This window comes from Cupriavidus lacunae, assembly GCF_003353055.1.
In the GTDB taxonomy this organism is placed as follows: Bacteria; Pseudomonadota; Gammaproteobacteria; order Burkholderiales; family Burkholderiaceae; genus Cupriavidus; species Cupriavidus lacunae.
The window spans coordinates 68,669-85,028 of the sequence record NZ_QKWJ01000015.1; the positions used below are offsets into that span (position 1 = coordinate 68,669).

The 16,360-nt window shown below is 69.0% G+C and carries 17 protein-coding genes; 10 read left to right on the top strand and 7 right to left on the bottom strand.

All coding sequences use genetic code 11. The annotated features are described in order from the left end of the window. From DN412_RS14660 to DN412_RS14695, 8 genes are all read left to right on the top strand, one after another. A complete protein-coding gene (locus DN412_RS14660) occupies positions 1 to 783 on the top strand; it encodes a DUF3106 domain-containing protein (RefSeq protein WP_115212292.1) in 783 nt (260 codons plus the stop codon). A 98-nt stretch (positions 784 to 881) separates the two neighbouring features. Continuing rightward, positions 882 to 1,415, top strand: a complete 534-nt coding sequence (locus DN412_RS14665; RefSeq protein WP_115212293.1) for an RDD family protein — start codon at positions 882 to 884, stop codon at positions 1,413 to 1,415. Then, a complete protein-coding gene (locus DN412_RS14670) occupies positions 1,412 to 2,392 on the top strand; it encodes an esterase/lipase family protein (protein WP_115212294.1) in 981 nt (326 codons plus the stop codon). The genes DN412_RS14665 and DN412_RS14670 overlap by 4 nt, the downstream gene beginning before the upstream one ends. 119 nt (positions 2,393 to 2,511) lie before the next feature. After that, entirely contained in the window at positions 2,512 to 3,507 is a 996-nt protein-coding gene (locus DN412_RS14675; RefSeq protein WP_078195705.1) for a UDP-2,3-diacylglucosamine diphosphatase, read from the top strand. A 70-nt stretch (positions 3,508 to 3,577) separates the two neighbouring features. After that, complete coding sequence (locus DN412_RS14680; protein ID WP_115212295.1) at positions 3,578 to 4,699, top strand: glycosyltransferase family 4 protein; 1,122 nt, start codon at positions 3,578 to 3,580, stop codon at positions 4,697 to 4,699. After that, positions 4,626 to 5,111: a diacylglycerol kinase gene (locus DN412_RS14685; protein ID WP_078195703.1), complete on the top strand. Its 486-nt coding sequence runs from the start codon at positions 4,626 to 4,628 to the stop codon at positions 5,109 to 5,111. Before DN412_RS14680 ends, DN412_RS14685 begins: the two co-directional genes overlap by 74 nt. A 124-nt stretch (positions 5,112 to 5,235) precedes the next feature. Continuing rightward, entirely contained in the window at positions 5,236 to 5,937 is a 702-nt protein-coding gene (locus tag DN412_RS14690) for a TetR/AcrR family transcriptional regulator (protein WP_115212296.1), read from the top strand. Beyond that, a complete protein-coding gene (locus tag DN412_RS14695) occupies positions 5,934 to 6,518 on the top strand; it encodes an LOG family protein (protein ID WP_115212297.1) in 585 nt (194 codons plus the stop codon). Before DN412_RS14690 ends, DN412_RS14695 begins: the two co-directional genes overlap by 4 nt. 34 nt (positions 6,519 to 6,552) lie before the next feature. Here the strand turns inward: DN412_RS14695 and DN412_RS14700 are convergent, their stop codons facing one another. The 5 genes from DN412_RS14700 to DN412_RS14720 form a co-directional block, all read right to left on the bottom strand. Continuing rightward, a complete protein-coding gene (locus DN412_RS14700) occupies positions 6,553 to 7,149 on the bottom strand; it encodes a DUF924 family protein (RefSeq protein ID WP_115212298.1) in 597 nt (198 codons plus the stop codon). A 42-nt stretch (positions 7,150 to 7,191) separates the two neighbouring features. Beyond that, a complete protein-coding gene (locus DN412_RS14705) occupies positions 7,192 to 7,608 on the bottom strand; it encodes a group II truncated hemoglobin (RefSeq protein ID WP_115212299.1) in 417 nt (138 codons plus the stop codon). Positions 7,609 to 7,643: 35 nt separating this feature from the next. Further along, positions 7,644 to 10,268, bottom strand: coding sequence for an ABC transporter permease (locus tag DN412_RS14710; protein ID WP_115212300.1), 2,625 nt, complete (start codon positions 10,266 to 10,268; stop codon positions 7,644 to 7,646). 72 nt (positions 10,269 to 10,340) lie between these two features. Next, positions 10,341 to 10,943 carry a DUF4126 domain-containing protein gene (locus DN412_RS14715; protein WP_115212301.1) on the bottom strand — a complete coding sequence of 201 codons (603 nt, stop codon included), beginning with the start codon at positions 10,941 to 10,943 and terminating at the stop codon, positions 10,341 to 10,343. Between the two features lie 117 nt (positions 10,944 to 11,060). Then, positions 11,061 to 12,158, bottom strand: coding sequence for a substrate-binding domain-containing protein (locus DN412_RS14720; RefSeq protein WP_115212302.1), 1,098 nt, complete (start codon positions 12,156 to 12,158; stop codon positions 11,061 to 11,063). Positions 12,159 to 12,303: 145 nt separating this feature from the next. Between DN412_RS14720 and DN412_RS14725 the strand changes: the two genes are divergently transcribed. Further along, entirely contained in the window at positions 12,304 to 13,137 is an 834-nt protein-coding gene (locus tag DN412_RS14725) for an ABC transporter substrate-binding protein (RefSeq protein ID WP_115212303.1), read from the top strand. Between the two features lie 5 nt (positions 13,138 to 13,142). On the opposite strand, the gene DN412_RS14730 is transcribed toward DN412_RS14725, so the two are convergent. After that, the gene (locus DN412_RS14730) at positions 13,143 to 13,664 is read right to left on the bottom strand and encodes a GrpB family protein (protein ID WP_115212304.1); all 522 of its coding nucleotides are present in this window, start codon (positions 13,662 to 13,664) and stop codon (positions 13,143 to 13,145) included. Positions 13,665 to 13,667: 3 nt separating this feature from the next. Next, positions 13,668 to 14,615 carry a LysR substrate-binding domain-containing protein gene (locus DN412_RS14735; RefSeq protein WP_115212305.1) on the bottom strand — a complete coding sequence of 316 codons (948 nt, stop codon included), beginning with the start codon at positions 14,613 to 14,615 and terminating at the stop codon, positions 13,668 to 13,670. A 231-nt stretch (positions 14,616 to 14,846) separates the two neighbouring features. Here DN412_RS14735 and xdhA point away from each other — a divergent pair, with 231 nt between their 5' ends. After that, positions 14,847 to 16,349: a xanthine dehydrogenase small subunit gene (gene xdhA, locus DN412_RS14740; RefSeq protein WP_115212306.1), complete on the top strand. Its 1,503-nt coding sequence runs from the start codon at positions 14,847 to 14,849 to the stop codon at positions 16,347 to 16,349. Positions 16,350 to 16,360 lie beyond the last annotated feature (11 nt).

Here is a 16,360-nt window from a genome sequence, read left to right on the forward strand (position 1 = left end):
ATGGCGCGCGCAATGTTCCGCCCCGACGCCCTGCGCCGCCGGCTGGCCGCGCTGCTCGCCAGCGCCGGCGCTGCCGCCTGCTGGGGCTTGCTGCCGCCCGCGGCGCATGCGCAGGGAGCTTCCGCAGTCACCTCCCCCGCCGCCGCTCAGGCCGCCAATGCCAGGCCAGCCTGGGCCGACCTGAGCCCGGTCAACCAGCGCATCCTGGCACCGCTGCAGCCGCTCTGGGACAACCTGCCCGAACTGAACCGCCACAAGTGGCTGCGCATCGCCGAGCGCTATCCGAAGTTCTCCCCGGCCGAGCAGGCCCGGTTGCAGGCGCGGATGGCGGAATGGGTCAAGATGACGCCGCAGCAACGCCGGCTGGCGCGCGAGAACTACCAGATCACACGCTCGCTGCCGGCCGAAAAAAAGGCCGAGGCCTGGGACAAGTACCAGCAACTGCCTGAAGAGCAGAAGAAGAAGCTCGCCGCCGCCGATCGCGTCCCGCGTCGCCCCGGCGCCGTCAGCGCGCTGCCCAGTGGCAAGCGCCTGCCCAGCGACACCAGCCGCCAGCTGCGCCGCGAGCCGAAGGCTGCCAGCACCTCGGCCGCCCGCGCCGGCAAGCCGGCCAGCGAAGCCCGGGCGCAGCCTGCCACCACTGCAGCCGCGGCGTCGGCGCCATTGCCTGCGCCGGCTGCCGCGCCGGCCACGCCTGCGCCGGCTGCACCTGCCACCACCGCTGCCGAACCCACCACAGAAGCCGCGGCGCCCGCGGCCTCGGACGCGACCACGCACCAGTAGTCTGCAAGCCATTTGGCATAATGGCCGTTTCACGCCGGCCAGCGTAGCAAGAGCCGGCCCCGCCTGACCCCGCGCCAGCCCAGCCTTCTTCGCCTTCCATGCCCGCTGCCATCCTCGATCCCAACCCCGCCGCAGCCGCCCTCCCCGCCGCCCCGCCCCTGCGCCGCCGCATCGCCTGCATGCTCTATGAAGGCGTGCTGCTGTTCGGCGTGCTGAGCGCATCGACCGCCGCCTATCTGCTGGCGAGGCCGCTGCTGCAGAAGCTCGGCGTGGACGGGCCGCTGGTGATCCAGCTGTGGAGCTTCCTGGTGATGGGGCTGTATTTCACCTGGTTCTGGCAGCGCAACGGCCAGACCCTGGCCATGCAGACCTGGCGCATGCGCGTCGAGAACGCCGCGGGCTTGCCGCCGCGCTGGCCGCAGGCGGCGCTGCGCTACGTGCTGGCGTGGCTGTGGCTGCCGCCGTCGGCAGCGGTCGGCCATCTGCTGGGCCTGGTCAAGGGGCCGTTCGTAGGCGTGCTGTGCGCCGGCCTGCTGGTCTGGATCCTGCTGGCGTGGCTGGATCCGCGCCGCCAGTTCCTGCACGATCGCCTGGCCGGCACGCGGCTCACGGACCTGCGCGCCAAGCCATGAGCCTGGGCGCCGCCGGCATCCGCCGCATTGCGGTGGCCTTGCAGGCGGCCGCCGCGCTTGGCATTGCCGCCGGGCTGGCGCACGCAGCCGGCTGGCCATGGCCTGGCGCGATCGGCGCCGGCGTAGCTGTGATCCTCGGCAGCTTCGCCAGCGGCATTGCCCTTGCCTTCGCCCTGAGCGGGCGCGGCCTGTGGGTCGGGCATGGCGATCACCCGCCCGCGCCCCCCGTTGAACTCGCCGCCACGCGGCGGCCGCTGCGCCTGCCCGACGCACTGCGCTGCTACGCAGCGGAATGCCTGGCCGTGCTGCGCATGTTCGACTGGCTGCAACCCTTCCGGGCACGCGCACCCTTTGCGCCGACGGCCGATGCCCGGCCCGGCCGCGACGCCCCGCCGGTGCTGCTGGTGCACGGCTATGCCTGTGGACAGGCCATCTGGCTCGACATGCAGCCGGCGCTGGCCGCAGCCGGCTATCGCTGCCAGGGGATCGACCTCGAACCCATATTCGGCGATATCGACGACTACGCGCACGCGCTGCTGGATGCCATGCGGCGCATCCGGGCCGAGACCGGGCGCGCACCGCTGCTGGTCTGCCACAGCATGGGCGGGCTGGCCGCGCGCGCCGCGCTGCAACTGGCCCGCGACGAGGACGTCTGCGCCGGCGTGGTGACGCTGGGCAGCCCGCACCACGGCAGCGCGCTGGCGCGCTTTGGCGGCGGCCGCAATGCGCGCCAGATGCGTTGCGGCAGCCCCTGGCTGCGCGCGCTTGCCGCCGCGGAAACGCCGCGCTTGCGGGCGCGCATGATCTCGGTCTTCAGCTGGCATGATTCGATCTCCGGGCCGCCCTGCACCGGCTGGCTCGACGGCGCCGGGCATATCCCGCTGTCCGGCATCGGCCACGTGTCGCTGCTGCGCCATCCCACCGCCGTGCGTGCGGTGCTCGACGCACTGGCCGAGCTGGCCGCGCGCGCACGCTGACGCCTGCGCCGTCGCTGGCTGTCCCACTTCCGCCACGATTCATATGTCAGTCATGTTTCCGTCACGGCACCGTCATCGCGGGCTGGCTGAATGCAGCCATCGCCGCAACCGGGACTGCCATGGTGCAAGCAATCCGATCTGCCCGCGGGTATCTGTCGAAAGCCGCGCAACTGACGCAATGGCTGCGCCGCAGCCCTGAGAGCAACTGGGCCACCGGCCCCGACAGCGCCGCGCCGCTGACCGCCTTCATGGCGCCGGCCCTGGACGCCGCCGCGCTGGCGCCCCAGCGCGAACAGCAGGAGGCCTACCCGCCCGAGCCGCACCCGATCCAGCGCTACCGCGCCATCTGGCTGTCGGACATCCACCTGGGCACGCCCGGCTGTCAGGCCGACTACCTGCTGGACTTCCTCAAGCACAACGAATCCGAGCAGCTCTACCTGGTCGGCGACATCATCGACGGCTGGCAGCTGCGCCGCGGCTGGTATTGGCCGCAGAGCCACAATGACGTGGTGCAGAAGCTGCTGCGCAAGGCGCGCAAGGGCACCGAAGTGATCTACGTGCCCGGCAACCACGACGAGGCCGCACGCCAGTTCGACGGCATGGCCTTCGGCGACATCACCGTGCGCGAAGAGGCGGTGCATGTCACCGCGACCGGGCGCCGGCTGTGGGTGGTGCACGGCGACCTGTTCGACGGCGTGGTGCAGCACGCGCGCTGGCTGGCCTACCTGGGCGATTCGCTGTACACAGTGATCCTGGCGCTGAACCGCCACTTCAACCGGCTGCGCGCGCGCCTGGGCTTCCCGTACTGGTCGCTGTCGCAGTTCCTGAAGCACCAGGTCAAAAACGCGGTCAACTACATCGGCGCGTTCGAAAGCGCGATGGTCGACGAGGCGCGCCGCCGCGGCTGCGACGGCGTGGTCTGCGGCCATATCCACAAGGCCGAGATCCGCGAGGTCAACGGCCAGCTCTACTGCAACGACGGGGACTGGGTCGAAAGCCTGTCGGCGCTGGTCGAGACCATCGAAGGCGAACTGAAGATCGTCTACTGGACCACGCTGCTGGACGCGCCGGCCCCGGCCACGCGCCGCCGTCGCCGTGCCGCCGTGGCTGGCTGAAACCGGACAGCCACCCATTGCCACCCTTGCCCCATCCGCACTGCCCTTCCACCGCGCCCGAGGAGGCTGCATGAAGATCCTGATCGTCACCGATGCCTGGGAACCGCAGGTCAATGGCGTGGTGCGCACGCTCAAGTCCACGCGCCGCGAACTGGAGGCCATGGGCCACACGGTCGACATGATCACGCCGCTGGAATTCCGCACCGTGCCGTGCCCGACCTACCCCGAGATCCGCCTGTCGCTGTTCCCGGCTGCGCGCGTGCAGGGCCGCATCGAAGCCTTCGCCCCCGATGCCCTGCATATCGCCACCGAAGGGCCGCTGGGCCTGGCCGCGCGGCGTCACGCGCTGCGCCGCCGGGTGCCCTTCACCACGGCCTACCACACGCGTTTTCCGGAGTACGTGCAGGCGCGCTTCGGCATGCCGCTGGCGTGGACCTACCGCTTCCTGCGCTGGTTCCACGGTCCGGCCCAGTCCGTGATGGCGCCCACCCCGGTGGTGCTGGACGACCTGCGTCACTATGGCATCACCAACGCCGTGCTGTGGACGCGCGGCGTGGACCTGGACGTGTTCACGCTGCAGCGCCCCAATGTGCTCAACACCGCCCACCCGATCTTCCTGTACGTGGGCCGCGTGGCGGTGGAGAAGAACGTCGAGGCCTTCCTGGCGCTGGACCTGCCCGGCTCCAAATGGGTGGTCGGCGACGGCCCGGCCCTGCCGGCGCTGCGTACGCGTTATCCGGGCGCCAACTACCTCGGCGTGCTGAGCCAGCCCGAGCTGGCCCGGGTGTATGCTTCGGCTGATGTGTTCGTGTTCCCGAGCCGCACCGACACCTTCGGTCTGGTGCTGCTGGAAGCGCTGGCCAGCGGGCTGCCCGTGGCCGCCTATCCGGTCACCGGCCCGATCGATGTGCTGGGCGACAGCCCCGCGGGCGTGATGCACGAAGACCTGCGCGAAGCCTGCCTGGAAGCGCTGCGCATCGACCGCGTCACGGCCCGGGCCCATGCCGAGCGGTTCTCGTGGCGCGCCGCCTCCGAGCAGTTCCTGGCCCACCTGCGGCCGTTCGCTGCCGACAAGCCAGGCCGTGACACCGCAGCGGCCCAACCCGCCCCGCAAACCCATGCCCAAACCGCATCCGGAACTGCCGTCCGACCCGCCAATGCAGAAGCCGCCGCAGGCAATGCAGAGCGCTGACTATTCCATCGAGCAGAATCCCCACAAGGGCAACCGCGGCCTGGCGCGCGCCTGGCACGCGGCCATCAATTCGCTGTCCGGGCTGCGCTATGCGGTGCTCGAGGAAAGCGCCTTCCGCCAGGAGCTGACGCTGGTGGTGATCCTGACGCCGTGCGCCTTCCTGCTGCCGGTGGGCGCGGTCGAGCGCATCCTGCTGCTGGGCACGCTGCTGGTGGTGCTGATCGTGGAGCTGCTCAACTCCAGCGTCGAGGCCGCGATCGACCGCATTTCGCTGGAACGGCACAGCCTGTCCAAGCGCGCCAAGGATTTCGGCAGCGCCGCGGTGATGCTGGCGCTGGTGCTGTGCGGCGGCACCTGGATCACCATCGCCGGGCCGCACGTGGTGCGGTGGGTGCGGACGCTGACGGGCTGATCCGGCGCGGGTCGGCACTAGGCCGGGGCCCCGGGCGGGCGGAGAACGGGGTGAGGCAGGCCGATTGCTTATAATCGCTACCCTGCCCCCCGACTCACTGATCGCACCGATCGCCCGGACGCCCATGGAACCGAAACCGCAAACCGGCCCCCGCCGCACCAGGGACCGCATCCTCGACGTCGCGCTGCGCCTGTTCAACGAAGTCGGCGAGCCCAACGTCACCACCACCACGATCGCGGAAGCGATGGAGATCAGCCCCGGCAATCTCTACTACCACTTCCGCAACAAGGACGACATCATCAACTCCATCTTCGTGCGCTTCGAGCAGGAGATGGAGCGCCGCCTGAAGATGCCGGACGACCACAAGGCCACCCTGGACGAAAGCTGGGGCTACCTGCAGTACATGTCCGAGTTCCTGTGGAATTACCGCTTCCTGTACCGCGACATCAACGACCTGCTGGCGCGCAACCGGATGCTGGAGACCAACTTCAAGCGCATCGTCGAGCAGAAGCAGCGCTTTGCGCACGAGATCTGCCGCCAGTTCATCGAAGACGGCGAGATGGAAGCCACGCCCGAGCAGGTCGAGGCCATCTGCACCAACATGGTGGTGATCGCCACCTACTGGCTGTCGTTCCAGTTCGTGCAGCATCCGCGCCAGTACAACGACCCCGAGCAGATCCGCGGCTATCTGCACGGATCGAGCTACCATATCTTCTCGGTCCTGGCCCCCTACCTGCGTGGCCGGGCCCGGGACGCATTCGACCAGCTGGCGCGCGACTACGCCGCAGCCAAGGCAGCCGCCGACGCGGCCAAGGAGCAGAAGTGAAATCCGTCTGCGTGTATTGCGGGTCCAGCCCCGGCAACCGTCCTGAATACGCCGAAGGCGCGCGCCTGCTCGGCCGCACCCTGGCCGAAAGCGGACTGGCGCTGGTCTACGGCGGCGGCAAGGTGGGCCTGATGGGCATCGTCGCCGACGCCGTGCTGGAACATGGCGGCAGCGCCATCGGCATCATCCCCGATGCGCTGATGCAGAAGGAAGTCGGTCACCGCGGCCTGACCGAGCTGCACGTGGTGCGCAATATGCACGAGCGCAAGCAGATGATGGCCGACCGCGCCGACGCCTTTATCGCCATGCCGGGCGGCGTCGGCACCTTCGAGGAGCTGTTCGAGACCTTCACCTGGCTGCAGCTGGGCTACCACGACAAGCCGGTGGGCCTGCTGAATATCGCCGGGTTCTACGACGGCCTGCTGGGCTTCCTGTCGCATGCCGTGCAGCAAGGCTTCATGAAGCAGGTGCATGCCGACCTGCTGCATGTGGCCGACACGCCCGCCGGCCTGCTTGGCCAACTGGCGGCCGCGCCGCGCGTGCGCGTCGACAAGTGGCAAACGGCGCGCGACAAGACCTGAGCGCGCGCGCCGCGCCGGGCCTGCCAGGCCCGGCTTAGAACGACGAGCCCGGCTGCTGCAGGAATGCCAGTTCCTCAGCCGTGCTGGGCCGGCCCAGCAGCGCATTGCGGTGCGGGAAGCGGCCAAAGCGCGCGATGATCGCGCGGTGCTTCTCGGCCCAATCCACCACATCGACCACCCCGCCGCTGGCCTCGCGCAACTGCGTCGACAGGCGCACTGACTCGTCCTGGTCCGCCAGCGCCTCGGAATGCTCGAAGGGCATGTAGCAGAACATGCGGTGGTAGTCCGTGGGCAGCGCACGGTCCGTGCCGCTGGCGACGATGCGCCTGGCCAGTGCCAGCGCCAGCGCATCGCTGCCAAAGCTGCGCGGATCGTTGCGGAACATGTTGCGCGGGAACTGGTCCAGCAGCACCACGCGCGCGCAGGCGCCCTCGGGAGTGACCGACCAGTCGTCCGGTGCCCCGTCGCAGGCGACCTGCCAGTCGGACAGGAAGTTCATGCGGATCTGCGCATCGAAGGCATCCGACTTGGTGAACCATTGCGGGCGCTCGGTATTCCAGGCGGCCGAACCGGGCTGGTCGAACCAGAAATCGAGCACCCGCAGGGCGTCTTCGGGCAGTTGGGCGGTCATGGGCTGGGAAACCTTTCGGTGAGAAAAGGGAGCGGCCGCGCCTCAGCGCGCCACGTTGCGCATCCAGTCGGCGGTCTGGAAGAAGGCCTGCATCAGGCGCAACTGCAGGTCTTCGGACAGGCCGATATCCTGCATCGCCAGCGCCATGCAGCGCATCCACTGGTCGCGCTCGCTCACGCCGATCTCGAACGGCATATGGCGCGCGCGCAGGCGCGGATGGCCGAAGCGCTCGATAAAGTGGTTGGGGCCGCCCAGCCAGCCGCACAGGAACCAGAACAGCTTGTCGCGCGAACCGTCGAGCGCAGGCGGGTGCAGCGCGCGCAGCCCGGCGAACTGGGTCTCCAGGTCCATCAGGTCGTAGAAGCGGTCGACCAGCTCGCGCACGCGCGCCTCGCCGCCCACCAGTTCAAATGCGGTCACCTCGGCCGTGCCGGGCTTATCGTCGGATTCAGTACTCATCACACACTCAGTCTGCAGCGCCAGGGCAAGCTGCCTCAGGCATCACGCAAGGTCGCCAGCGCTGGCTGGCGCAGCACTTCGCGCAGGCCCAGCCAGCCGCCGGCAAAAGCGCACAGCATGCCAGAAACCACGCCCACAGGCACGATCCAGGCATTGAAGCGGTATGGGAAATCGAAGACGAACTGCGACAGCCCCCAGCCCACTGCGATTGCGCCGAGGCTGGCCAGGAAGCCGGCCAGGCCGCCCACCACCAGGAACTCGGCGTACTGGGTCTGGCGCACCAGTGCGGCCGAGGCGCCCAGCGCCTTGAGCAGGCCGGCATCGCGCATGCGCTCGTCGCGCGCGCCGGACAACGCCGCGTACAGCACGGTCACGCCAGCAGCCAGCGTAAAGACGAAGAGGAACTCCACCGCGGCGATCACCTGGTCGAGGATGTCCTGGATCTGGCGCAGGATCAGGTCGGTATTGACCACGGTGATGTTGGGGAAGGCCGCGATCAGCCGGTTGCCCAGCGCTGCGCTGGCGGGCGGCAGGTGGAACGAGGTGATGTAGGTTTCGGGCAGCCCGTGCATCGCCTGCGGCGGCAGGATCACGAAGAAATTGACGCGCATCGAGCCCCAGTCGAGCTTGCGCAGCGAAGTCACGCGCGCCTGCACGGCCTGGCCGGCCACGTCAAAGCGCAGCGTGTCGCCCAGCCGGATGCCCAGCGTCTTGGCGATGCCCTCTTCCACCGATGCGCCGGCCTCGGAACCGTTGGACCCGTCCGACCAGTTGCCGGCAATCACGCGGTTGCCCTCGGGCAGCGCATCGGTATAGGACAGGTTGAATTCGCGCTCGACCAGGTTGCGCGCGCGCCCGTCCGCGAAACTGTCGCCGCGGATGGCGCGCTCGCCGATATGGGTCAGGCGCCCGCGCACCATCGGGTAGAGCAGGTCGTTGATGCCCGCGCCGGCCAGCATGTGGCGCAGCGGCTCGCGCTGGTCCGGCTGGATATTGATGATGAAGCGGTTGGGCGCATCGGCCGGCGTGGCCTGGCGCCACGAATCGATCAGGTCATTGCGGGTCATGCCGAGCAGCAGCAGCGCCATCAGGCCCACCGCCAGCGCCACGGTCTGCAGCACCGTGACTGCGCGGCGGCGCTCCAGCACCGCCAGCGCAAAGCGCCAGCCCATCGCCCCGCGCCCCCGCAGGCGCCCCCGCAGCAGACGCGACAGCAGCGTCAGCAGCCCCAGCGCCAGCACGGCGAAGACCACGCCCGCGGCGACAAAGCCGCCCGCCGTGGTCAGCCCCAGCTTCAGGTCGCGCGCCGCCACCAGCAGCAGCGCGACAAAGGCGCCCAGGCCCAGCGCATAGGCCACCCAGGCCGACACCGGTGGCGGCCCGATATCGCGCCGCAGGACCCGCAGCGGCGCGACCCGAGTCAGCGCCAGCAGCGGGGGCAGCGCAAACCCGGCCAGCAGCACAAGCCCGGCCAGCACCCCCACCAGCGCCGGCAGCAGTGACGGCTGCGGCAGCGACACCTTGAGCAGCCCGCCCAGCGACAGCAGCAGCCCGTAGTGCGCGAGGTAGCCGAGCAGCACCCCGGCCAGCGCGCCAGCCGCGCCCACCAGCAGGAACTCCAGCCCGAAGGCGTGCAAGATCTGCCCGCGCGACAGCCCCAGGCACTTGTAGACCGCGCAGGCATCGGTGTGGCGCTGCATATAGCGGCGCGCCGACATGGCGATGGCCACCGCGGCGATCATCGACGACAGCACCGCCACCAGCGACAGGAAGCGCTCGGCGCGGTCCAGCGTCGCGCGCATCTGCGGCTGGCCCGACTCCAGCGACTCGATCCGGGTATTGCGCAGCTTGCGGCGTCCGATCTCGTCCTGCGCCCATGTCCGGAAAGCCGCGCCGGCAGCGTCGGGGCCGGCCACCAGCAGCCGGTAGGTCACGCGGCTGCCCCAGCCGATCAGCCCGGTGCTGTCCAGGTCCGACAGCGGCATCAGCACGCGCGGCGCGAAGTTCATGAAGCCGGTGCCGCGATCGAGTTCCTGCGTGATGATGCGGTCGATGCGGAAGCTGCGGCTGCCCAGCCGCAGGGTGTCGCCCACGGCAACGCCCAGCGCGCCCAGCAGCGCCTCGTCGACCCACACCGTGCCCGGCGCGGGAATGCCTTCGGCGGGCGCGTCGGGCGCACCCGGCGCGCTGGCCACCCTGAGCTTGCCGCGCAGCGGGTAGCCGTCGGTCACCGCCTTGAGCGCGGCCAGCTGGCTGGGGGCCTCGGCGCCATCGCGCGCCTTGCCGCTGGCGGTGGCCATGCTCGGGAAGGTGACGGTCTGCGCCACGGCCAGCCCGGCCGCGCCGGCCCGCCGCGCGAAGGCGGCATCGAAGGGCTGGTCGGCCACCAGCAGCACGTCGGAAGCGATCATCTGGCGCGCGTCGCGCTCCAGGCCCAGCCGCATGCGGTCGGCCATGAAGCCCACGCTGGTCAGCGCGGCCACGGCCAGCACCAGCGCGAACAGCAGCAGGTAGAGCTCGCCCGCCAGCCAGTCGCGCCGGGCCATGCGCAGCGCCTGGCGCCAGGCGGAGAAGCTGCCGCCATGCGCGGGGCGTGCGCCGGCGGCATTGGTGGCGTTGGCGGCAGTGCTCGGGACGTCGATGGCGGACTCGGAAGGCATCGGTTGGTGTGGTTCCTGGTTCCTGGCGCCGCTGCGCCTCGGGTCAGTCGAATAATGAAAAAGGCCGGAAGGCTAGCGCGGTATGTCGGGCCGCTGCGTCCTGCCGCGCAGGCTCGCATGCAGCCGGCGCACGCCGCGCCACAATTTCGGCAGCAGCCACGCCGACACCAGCAGGAAGACCACCAGCAGCACCAGGAACACCACCGGCAGGAAGAACGCCAGCAGCAGGCTGCCGGTCGCGGTCAGGTCTTCAGTGAATGAGGCCGTCCAGTTGGAGAACGGTTCCGGCGACACGTTGATCAGCGCCCGCGTGCCGGCCTTGACTGCATGTGCGGTGCCTGCCAGCGTGCCGCCGATCAGCCCGGCCGCGACCATCCACTGTGGATCGAGCTGGCCGAAGGCGGCGGCGGCCAGGATCGCGCCGGCGGGGATGCGGATAAAGGTATGTATGCCGTCCCAGACGCTATCGAACGCCGGCACCTTGTCGGCAACGAATTCGGCCACGGCCAGCGCCGCGGCCACGCCGATCACCCACCAGGATTCCAGCGGCTGCAACCCCGGCGGCAGCTCCAGCCAGCCCAGGCGCGCCAGCACGCCGGCGGCCAGCACGGCAAGGTAGAGGCGAAATCCGCTGGCCCAGGACATGCCCGCGGCCAGCGCTGCGGTTTCCAGCATGGCGCTCCTTGCAAGGGTCCGGCGCGGGCCACTGCAGACAATGGCGCGCCCTGGCAGGGAGTGTAATACGGACCGGGCAACGCAGCGCCCGCCGGCTTCATGCGATCCGAATGGCCCTCAGCCTTCTTCCTTGCCGTCCGGGCCGAACCACGGCAGCGCCTCTTGTGGTGTCAGGATGCCCGCCGGCTCCGCCATGGTGTAGCCGGGCAGTGCCTCGATGCGCCGGACAAAGGCCGGATCGGCCAGCAAGGCCAGCAGCGCGGCCATCCAGCCGGCGGTCTGGTCGTTCTTGCGCAGCGCCAGGTAGTAGGCCTCGCGCGTCAGCGGCACGAAGGCCAGCCCAAGGGCCTCGGCATTCATGCGCAGCCCGAAGCCAGCCTGAGCGCGGCCGCTGTTCACGGCTTCTGCCACTTTCTCGTTGCTGAACTCGGTCTCGTCATAGCCGGCGATCTGGTCCGGATACAGGCCCTGCGCGGCCAGCAGCTGGTCGAACAGCATGCGCGTGCCCGAACTGCGCTGCCGGTTGACGAAACGCGCCTGGGTGCGCGCCAGGCCGCGCAGGTCATGCACCTCGCGCGCCACCTCCGGCGCCAGGATCAGGCCCTGCTCGCGCCAGGCCAGCCGCAGCAGGCGCACCGAAGCCGGCCGCAACCACTTGCGCAGCGTCACATGCGCGACCGAGCCCGCGGTCTGCACCGGCGAGACATAGAACCCGGCCAGTTCCGACTGCCGCTCCTGCAGGCAGATCAGCCCCTCCACGCTGCCGCAGAACACCGTATCGAGCTGCAGCGGGGCTCTTGCCTCGCCCAGCGCGGCGGCCAGCACCTCCACCGCCGGGTCATGGCTGCCGGTGAAATGCACCTGCGACTGCGGCTGCTGGGCATCGTCCAGTTCGGCAATAAAGTCCGCCATGGCCTTCTGCACCACCGGATCGACCGATTCGCGCAGGCGCAGTTCGGCGCGCAGCAGGCGTTCGCCGAAGCGCGTCAGCGACGCGCCGCGCCCGCGCTCCATATCGAGCATGCTGCGCCCGAGCATCTCCTCCCAGGTCCGCATCACGCCCCAGGCATGACGGTACGAGAGGCCGATCTCGCGCGCGGCGCGGTGCAGCGACCCGGTCTCGCGCACGGCCTTGAGCAGCTGGAACACCTTGCCGTTGGCGCGCGGATTGTCGTCGGCCGCGATCACCGGGAACAGGTCAAAGCGGAAGGTCATATGTTCCCCGCTGCATATTTACTTGTCGATCTTGGCTGCACCACAATGATTACCCCATTCTTATGTTCTTTTGCCGCATTCTCCATGAGATCCAACGGCAAAAGCAATTATGTCCGCTAGAACATAACTAAAAGGAGCCCACCGCATGTCGCCTCGCCTTGCCCAATGCCTGCGCCGCCCTGTGCGCCATCTCGTCGCGACTGCCTGCCTTGGCCTGCTGTCGGCGGCCCATGCCGGGGAACTGAAGCTGGCCACCACCACCAGCACCGAGAACTCGGGCCTGCTGAAGTACCTGCTGCCGCGCTTCGAGCAGAAGTCGGGCGTCACCGTGAAGGTGATCGCCGTGGGCTCGGGCAAGGCCATGAAGATGGGCGAGATGGGCGATGTCGACGTGCTGCTGGTGCACGCCCGCAAGATGGAAGACGCTTTCGTTGCGGCCGGCTACGGCGTGAACCGGCGCGACGTGATGTACAACGATTTCATCGTGGTCGGGCCGGCCAGCGACCCGGCTGGCGTCAAAGGCGGCAAGGACGTGCTGGCCGGGTTTCGCAAGCTGTCCGGCAGCGGCAGCAAGTTCATCTCGCGCGGCGACAACTCCGGCACCGACGTGATGGAGAAGGAATACTGGAAACAGCTCGGCATCGAGCCCAAGGGCCACCCGTGGTACGTCAACGCCGGCCTGGGCATGGGCGAGGTGCTGACCATGGCCGCGCAGATGCCGGCCTATACGCTTTCGGACCGCGCCACCTACGGCGCCTATCGCGCCAAGACCGGCCTGGCCATCGCCATCGAAGGCGACCCGAAGATGTTCAACCCGTACGGGATCATCGCGGTCAACCCGGCCAGGCACCCGGGCACCAACTACACCGATGCGATGAAGCTGGTGGAGTGGATCACGTCCAGGGAAGGGCAGGACGCGATTGCAGGGTACAAGGTGGAGGGGGAGCAGTTGTTTTTCCCGGACTACAAGGCCAGGTAAACGCCTTAGCCGGCGCCCGGCACCTCGCCGGGCGCGCTCAGAATCGACGCAATAAAGGCTGATTTGGCGGCCCGATAGGCGTCCATCTCCACGCCTTCATGCGAACGCTTGAGCGCGTTATAGCGCTCGACCAGTTCCGGATTTGCCCGCAGCCTGTCATGAAAGTGAACGAATACATCCAGCGGCGCCCCACGGACGACCAGCTGGATGCCGACAGGTGGCCGCAGGTCATCGCGCTGAAACGCCGAAAACGTGTCGGTACGCACCGAGCCCACGTTGCGCTCGCACAGCACTGACAGCGCCTGGTCCGCCGCGGCAAACGCTTCCCGACTGACCTGGACCGAAATATCGAGGTCGCCCTTCGTCAGGCAGCCCCGGACCGACGTGGCACCCACATGCTCAATGACGGCATCGGCCGGCAGAACTGCGGCAAGGCGATGCCGGAGCAACTGGTACAGGGCCTCCGCAGCCGCAGAGCCTGCTGCATCCGGATCCAGCCTCAAACGTTCAGTGCCCTCGCCTCCCATGGCTCACCCCGCCTCAGCCTCCAGCCTTGGCAGCTGCGGCAGGTCCGCCGCCACCTCGGCGATCATCCGCCGGATCCACATCACATCCGGCGCCGCGTGGCAGCGCTCGTGCCAGAGCTGGTAGAAGCGCATGCGCGGGAAGGACACCGGCGACGGCACCATGCGGATCGGCAGGTACTGCGCATAGTGCGCGGCGAACTGGCGGCCGGTGGTAAAGACCATGTCGGTCTTCATCAGCACATACGGCACCAGCCCGAAATACGGCAGCGTGACCTGGATATTGCGCTTGTAGCCCTGCTCGGCCAGTGCCTGATCGATCATGCTGCGCTGCATCGAGGCATAGGGCGCGGGCGCCAGGTGCGGCATCTCCAGGTAGTGCTTGAGGGTCAGTCCCTTGCGCGCCAGCGGGTGCTGGGCGCCCAGCATGCACACCACCTCGTCGTCGAACAGCGGCGAGATATGCAGGTGCTCCGGCGGCGACAGCCAGTTGCCGACCACGATATCCAGCTGCCCCTGCTCCAGGTCGTCCAGGAAGTCCGACGACGATGTCATCGGATGCACGAACAGCTTGGCGCCCGGCGCCAGCCGGCGCACGCGCTCGACGATATTGGGCAGGAAGAAGGCGTCCAGGTAGTCCGGCGCGCCCAGGTGGAAGGTGCGCGTGGTGGTGGCCGGGTCGAACTGCTGCGGCGGGCGCGCGATGCGATCCATCGCGGCCAGGCTCTGCTCGGCCAGCGCCAGCAGTTCGCGGCCGCGCTCGGTCGGCACCATGCCGCTTTTGCCCCGCACCAAAATGGCATCGCCGGTGATCTCCCGCAGGCGCTTCAGGGTATTGCTGATGGCGGGCTGGGACTGGCCCAGACGCACGGCCGTGCGGGTCACGCTCTGCTCGGTCAGCAGGGTGTGAAGCACCCGCAGCAAATATGTATCGAGATGGTCGCGTCCGTGCATGGCGATGGCGGCCCTCCGGCGGGGGCCGGATGGGTGGCGTGGGGGATGGGAACGGCGCATAGTGTATGACAGGCACCCCACTTGCGGTCAAATCACCCCCTCCAGGGGGGCGCCGCCCGGTGCGGCGGCGCACCGACCGTGGCGCCCGCTGATGGGGCATATCACCTGGGCCGAATATTGCATGAAAGGCCAGGGTGCTATGTTTCCGCCATCACCAAGAGAGAGAAGACCATGGAGACGCAAACCATCCGCTTTTTCCACCGCGGCCAGGTCAAGGAAGTATCCGACGCCCCCGTCACCCGCACCGTGCTGCAGTACCTGCGTGAAGACGCGCGCTGCACCGGCACCAAGGAAGGCTGCGCCGAAGGCGACTGCGGCGCCTGCACCGTCGTGATCGGCGAGCTGCAGGACGGCGGCGATGTCGAATTCAAGGCGGTCAACGCCTGTATCCAGTTCCTGCCCACGCTCGACGGCAAGGCCCTGATCACGGTCGAGGACCTGCGCCAGGCCGACGGCAACCTGCACCCGGTGCAGGAAGCCATGGTCGAATGCCACGGCTCGCAGTGCGGCTTCTGCACCCCCGGCTTCGTGATGTCGCTGTGGGCGCTGTACCAGCAGCACACCCCCGGTGGCGAGGCGCCCCCGCGCCAGACCATCTGCGACGCGCTGACCGGCAACCTGTGCCGCTGCACCGGCTACCGCCCGATCATCGACGCCGGCGAGCGCATGATGGCCCTGCCCGCCCCCACGGCTGACAAGCTCAACCCGAAGCAGATCGCCGACACCCTGCGCAACCTCAAGCGCGGCGAGACCTTCCGCTACCGCGCCCAGGGCCAGGAGTTCTTTGCCCCGCGCACCGCGGCCGAGTTCGGCGCGATCAAGGCGGCGCAGCCGGATATCCGCATCCTGGCCGGCAGCACCGACGTGGGCCTGTGGGTCACCAAGCAGTTCCGCGAGCTGGGCAACCTGCTCTACGTGGGCCAGGTGGAAGACCTGAACCAGATTGAGGAACGCAACGGCATGGTCGAGATCGGCGCCGCCGTGACGCTGGAAAAGGCCTACGCGGCGCTCAACGCCGCGCACCCCGAGCTGGAAGAGATGTGGAAGCGCTTTGCCTCGCTGCCGATCCGCAATGCCGGCACGCTGGGCGGCAATATCGCCAACGGCTCGCCGATCGGCGACTCGATGCCGGCACTGATCGCGCTGGGCACGGAAGTCGTGCTGCAGCATGGCGAGACGCGCCGCACGCTGCCGCTGGAAGACCTGTACCTGGCCTACCAGAAGACCGCGATGCAGCCGGGCGAATTCGTCGCCGCGCTGCGCGTGCCGGTGGCCGGCCCGCAGCACTTCCGCACCTACAAGCTGTCCAAACGTTTTGACGAGGATATTTCCGCCGTGTGTGCCGCATTCGGCATCACCGTGCAGGACGGCATCGTCACGCAGGCCCGCATCGCCTTCGGCGGCATGGCCGCCACGCCCAAGCGCGGCGCCGCCACCGAGGCAGCCCTGACCGGCCAGCCGTGGAACGAAGCCACCGCCCGCGCCGGCATGACCGCGCTGGCGCAGGACTTCACGCCGTTGTCCGACATGCGCGCGACCGCGTCGTACCGCAGCCGCGGTGCCGCCAACCTGCTGTACCGCTTCTGGCTGGAAACCAACGCCGAAGCGCTGCCCGCGGCAGCCGTCAACGTCCGCGCCATCGGCGCCGGCTCCACTGAAACCGCCACGGCCTGAGCCAGAGAAAA

What these genes read in the sequence shown, in the direction of transcription:
- DN412_RS14660 (WP_115212292.1), top strand. Translation starts at nt 1, where the DNA reads ATGGCGCGCGCAATGTTCCGCCCCGACGCCCTGCGCCGCCGGCTGGCC.
- DN412_RS14665 (WP_115212293.1), top strand. Translation starts at nt 882, where the DNA reads ATGCCCGCTGCCATCCTCGATCCCAACCCCGCCGCAGCCGCCCTCCCC.
- DN412_RS14670 (WP_115212294.1), top strand. Translation starts at nt 1,412, where the DNA reads ATGAGCCTGGGCGCCGCCGGCATCCGCCGCATTGCGGTGGCCTTGCAG.
- DN412_RS14675 (WP_078195705.1), top strand. Translation starts at nt 2,512, where the DNA reads ATGGTGCAAGCAATCCGATCTGCCCGCGGGTATCTGTCGAAAGCCGCG.
- DN412_RS14680 (WP_115212295.1), top strand. Translation starts at nt 3,578, where the DNA reads ATGAAGATCCTGATCGTCACCGATGCCTGGGAACCGCAGGTCAATGGC.
- DN412_RS14685 (WP_078195703.1), top strand. Translation starts at nt 4,626, where the DNA reads ATGCCCAAACCGCATCCGGAACTGCCGTCCGACCCGCCAATGCAGAAG.
- DN412_RS14690 (WP_115212296.1), top strand. Translation starts at nt 5,236, where the DNA reads ATGGAACCGAAACCGCAAACCGGCCCCCGCCGCACCAGGGACCGCATC.
- DN412_RS14700 (WP_115212298.1), bottom strand. Translation starts at nt 7,149, where the DNA reads ATGACCGCCCAACTGCCCGAAGACGCCCTGCGGGTGCTCGATTTCTGG.
- DN412_RS14705 (WP_115212299.1), bottom strand. Translation starts at nt 7,608, where the DNA reads ATGAGTACTGAATCCGACGATAAGCCCGGCACGGCCGAGGTGACCGCA.
- DN412_RS14710 (WP_115212300.1), bottom strand. Translation starts at nt 10,268, where the DNA reads ATGCCTTCCGAGTCCGCCATCGACGTCCCGAGCACTGCCGCCAACGCC.
- DN412_RS14715 (WP_115212301.1), bottom strand. Translation starts at nt 10,943, where the DNA reads ATGCTGGAAACCGCAGCGCTGGCCGCGGGCATGTCCTGGGCCAGCGGA.
- DN412_RS14720 (WP_115212302.1), bottom strand. Translation starts at nt 12,158, where the DNA reads ATGACCTTCCGCTTTGACCTGTTCCCGGTGATCGCGGCCGACGACAAT.
- DN412_RS14725 (WP_115212303.1), top strand. Translation starts at nt 12,304, where the DNA reads ATGTCGCCTCGCCTTGCCCAATGCCTGCGCCGCCCTGTGCGCCATCTC.
- DN412_RS14730 (WP_115212304.1), bottom strand. Translation starts at nt 13,664, where the DNA reads ATGGGAGGCGAGGGCACTGAACGTTTGAGGCTGGATCCGGATGCAGCA.
- DN412_RS14735 (WP_115212305.1), bottom strand. Translation starts at nt 14,615, where the DNA reads ATGCACGGACGCGACCATCTCGATACATATTTGCTGCGGGTGCTTCAC.
- xdhA (WP_115212306.1), top strand. Translation starts at nt 14,847, where the DNA reads ATGGAGACGCAAACCATCCGCTTTTTCCACCGCGGCCAGGTCAAGGAA.